Source organism: Vibrio sp. L5-1 (assembly GCF_021728315.1).
GTDB classification, from domain to species: Bacteria; Pseudomonadota; Gammaproteobacteria; order Enterobacterales; family Vibrionaceae; genus Vibrio; species Vibrio splendidus_K.
Map to the genome: position 1 here is coordinate 1 of NZ_JAKKCQ010000025.1, position 3,296 is coordinate 3,296.

The 3,296-nt window shown below is 41.0% G+C and carries 2 protein-coding genes and 4 pseudogenes; 4 read left to right on the forward strand and 2 right to left on the reverse strand.

Going from position 1 to position 3,296, the window contains the following annotated elements:
• The 3 genes and pseudogenes from L3V35_RS25295 to L3V35_RS25305 all read left to right on the forward strand — a co-directional run.
• Positions 1-622 (forward strand): annotated as a pseudogene (locus L3V35_RS25295) (alanine/ornithine racemase family PLP-dependent enzyme); the annotation flags it as partial.
• Positions 579-944, forward strand: a complete 366-nt coding sequence (gspS2, locus tag L3V35_RS25300) for a type II secretion system pilot lipoprotein GspS-beta (RefSeq protein ID WP_237300849.1) — start codon at positions 579-581, stop codon at positions 942-944. The pseudogene L3V35_RS25295 and the gene gspS2, both read left to right, overlap by 44 nt.
• On the forward strand, positions 945-1,196 hold the full coding sequence (locus tag L3V35_RS25305) for a hypothetical protein (protein WP_237300850.1): 252 nt from the start codon (positions 945-947) through the stop codon (positions 1,194-1,196).
• Here the strand turns inward: L3V35_RS25305 and L3V35_RS25310 are convergent.
• Both L3V35_RS25310 and L3V35_RS25315 read right to left on the reverse strand, forming a co-directional pair.
• Positions 1,171-1,374: pseudogene (locus L3V35_RS25310) on the reverse strand (integrase core domain-containing protein); the annotation flags it as partial. The gene L3V35_RS25305 and the pseudogene L3V35_RS25310 overlap by 26 nt on opposite strands.
• Positions 1,375-1,495: 121 nt before the next feature.
• Positions 1,496-2,334, reverse strand: a pseudogene (locus L3V35_RS25315) (IS3 family transposase); the annotation flags it as partial.
• A 532-nt stretch (positions 2,335-2,866) separates the two neighbouring features.
• Here L3V35_RS25315 and L3V35_RS25320 point away from each other — a divergent pair.
• A pseudogene (locus tag L3V35_RS25320) lies at positions 2,867-3,296 on the forward strand (hypothetical protein); the annotation flags it as partial.

Genomic DNA, 3,296 nt, shown 5'->3' on the forward strand with positions numbered 1-3,296 from the left:
AAATATGAATATTCTTTCTGAGCTTGCCGATGGAATTGAAGCTACATTTGGGATCAGTCTAGAAATTATTTCAGGGGGTAATTCTGCTTCAGTTAACTGGGCTCTTCAGAGAACAGGCTTAACTCGAATAAATAACCTTCGTATAGGAGAAGCAATTTTTTTAGGCTGTGAGCCTTTAGAGCACGAAAATATCAAAGGCTTACATACGGATGCGGTTTCTTTGACCGCTGAAGTGATTGAATCCAAGACTAAACCGACTTTGCCTTGGGGGAGTCGGGGGTTAAATGCTTTTGGTGAAAAAGAAAGCCTTCAAGATAGAGGGGAGGTCTCACAAGCTATTGTAGCATTAGGCCGCCAAGATGTTTGTGTCAGCGGGCTTAAGGCTCCGAATGGGATTAAGATCATGTCTTCAACCAGTGATCATCTTGTCCTTGAATCCTCACGAAAACCACTATTTGTAGGGGAAAAAGTCACATTCGGTTTAGATTACAGTGCGCTCTTATCTTCTATGTCTTCACGTTATATCAATAAATATTTTAAGGCACCTAAAGGGAGAAGAAAGCAAGAAGGAACGCATAATGCTACGAACAGCAGTAATTATTTCCGTCAGTGTCATGCTTAACGGTTGTCAGATAAGCCCAATGAAATCTAGTGGGCTTGCCGATTATAGAGCGACGGTTATCTCAAGCCAACTGCCACAAGAGTTAGGCTCAATCACACTCGTAAATGCTCAGTCAAAGGGCAATAGTGTCACTCTTGTTTTCGTAAAAAAGAAAACTTTGAATATGGGCAGTTTAGTAGAAAAGGTCGCCGTTAGTTTTTGTGACGACATAGAAATAAGACCATTATTAGAGAATGGGATCTCTTATCGAATCATTACCTTAGGCAAAAATGAGAACGTAGAAAGCCTTAACGTCATTTCTTTAGCTAAGTGCTCTAATTGAATGCTTAGCAGTCGAATGGATAAAAGCCAATACGAGTTGTTCAATGTACTCAATGACACTATTTTATTAAGGTTTGACCGCCTCACGCCTTGGGAAAAAAACTTTATCACAGAGTTACACCATAAGGTCGTAACTAGACAACTCATTTCAATTAAACAAAAACAGCTTGCTTTAAAAATTTCAATGAAAGCCTATAAATCAAAGAAGAAAAACGTAGGTGTAGTGGTCAACAAATTCCGGACACTGACTTAAGCCGATTTTCGGCATTTACTGGCGACAGCCCATCATTTGCTTGATGAGGCCGTTGCCGATTATAGTAACTCATCAGGTAATGGCTGATGTCTTTCTTAGCTTGAGCTTGTGTCAGGTAACCTGTTGCTGGTATCCACTCGATTTTCAAGCTTCTAAATAGCCGCTCCATGGGAGCGTTGACGCTCCTATGTCAAGACAGACTCGCTAGATCTTTCAGTATTAGCGGGAATAGCTCTCTCGCTATATAACGTTTTAAGATACGAGTTATTTCCTTAGTTGATAACCCTTCTGCTGTTCTTCGGACATCCTCGTTGCTCCCAGGCCATCTCCAAAGCTTTAGATACTAAGTAGGTATCGGGCTTATCGGATAAAGACCACCCCACAACGCGTCGGCTAAATAGGTCAAGCACTACCGCTAAATAGGCCCACTTCGAACCTGACCAAATATAAGTAATATCGCCACACCAAACACGATTCGGAGTACTTACAGAAAATTCACGCTTCAGTAGATTTAGAATATCTAGCCTTTCTACTTTTGCATGTCTATATCGAGGCGAACCTGGCTGTTTACTCATTAAATCAGCTTCACGCATTATCTGGCGAACCTTGAATCGTCCGGCTTTTATGTCTTTTTCGCTCAGCATTGAGACAAGAGTACGACGGCCAGCAGAGCCTCGACTCATGTTGAAGAGTTCTTTAATTTGGCTAGCTAGACGAATGCGATTAGCATCCGGCTTGCGCTGCTTAAACTCGTAGTAACAAGACGAAGCTACGTTGAACAGCTCGCAAAGCATTTTGACCGATTCATGCTCCCTCAACTTGTCTATTAACGAGAACGTTCGAGTTCGTCCGACATTAAGAGAGCGGTGGCCTTTTTTAATATGGATTTTTCTCGTTCTAACCGGTTAATCTGGGCTTCTAACTCTTGGATTTTCTTTTGCTCAGGCGTGAGGGCTTTAGTCGTTGGAGTCATCCCACCTCGCTCAACTTTGAGTTGGTCGACCCATCGCCGTAAAGCTGTTTCACCTACGCCCATAGAGTTAGCTGCTTCAGGTATGGAGTACCCTTGCTCAAGAACCAAACTTGCAGCATCTATTTTGAACTCAGTAGAAAATGTACGTCGTTGTCGTTTTGTCATTGAACGCCTCATTTATAGTGGAGACTTTACTACCTAATTTGGTGTCCGGGATCATTAGACCACTACATATGAAGATAAATAGTTAAATGAATAAAAAATAATTAATTAAGGACAAGCAAAAAAAAACGACGCGGAAACTATCTTTTGTCATACGACAGGTGCCTTCTTCGATTAAACGCTAAGTAATGTGGCCCCCTTTCATCATCTCTTCACTTAACGTCCACCTTCATCCGGATGGTATGGCTTAGCAGAGCTAGAGTTTTGTTGTCTATATAGCAGCATAAAAAGAGCAGTATGGCGCTGTGAGATACTTTCCTTCTTAATTTCATAAAATGGTCACGGTTCTTATTCAGCAGATTAAGCTTACTGTTTTACAAAATGAATAGGCCCCTGAACGTTAAGGTTAGCGTTTCGATTTATCTGCGTCAGAAGATAATTTAGGCTCAGGGAGCATAAATTAGTATTAGTTCGATGTGTTTCTATTCTTACGCTGTTAGCCTAAAGATCTGATGGGTTAGAAAAAGAGAAAAGGATGGATATGACACTCCCTATTTTTCACTCAAATAACGTTCCACATTCTCAGTCAGATTATTTATCTGAGCTCTGGAGGAAGATAGAAAAAAATGAACGTCGTAATCAAAAGGCTGAGCTTAAGGTCGATCAGCTTTTTTCTGAATACGAAAATAAACTGGCTCCCTATGATAAAAAGCTCGACCATCTTCGCTATGTCTGGGTCAAGCACTTGATGTCATTTTTGACCTCAAAAAAACTCAAAACCAATATCCGAAATCGCTTGATGCAAGCGCTTGAACAGGAGTTAATGGACTTACTTGAACGCCCTTTTTTCAATGATAAAGACAAAGTCGAGGCTTTATGCGAAGAGTATGAGGCCTATCATGATAAAGTGTTTAAGAAAGAAAAACAGCAAGCGCTCAATGCAGCTTGTCGCGAATTTGAAAACG

Excerpts from the sequence above, each read along its gene's own strand:
- gspS2 (WP_237300849.1), top strand. The coding sequence starts at position 579 with ATGCTACGAACAGCAGTAATTATTTCCGTCAGTGTCATGCTTAACGGT.
- L3V35_RS25305 (WP_237300850.1), top strand. The coding sequence starts at position 945 with ATGCTTAGCAGTCGAATGGATAAAAGCCAATACGAGTTGTTCAATGTA.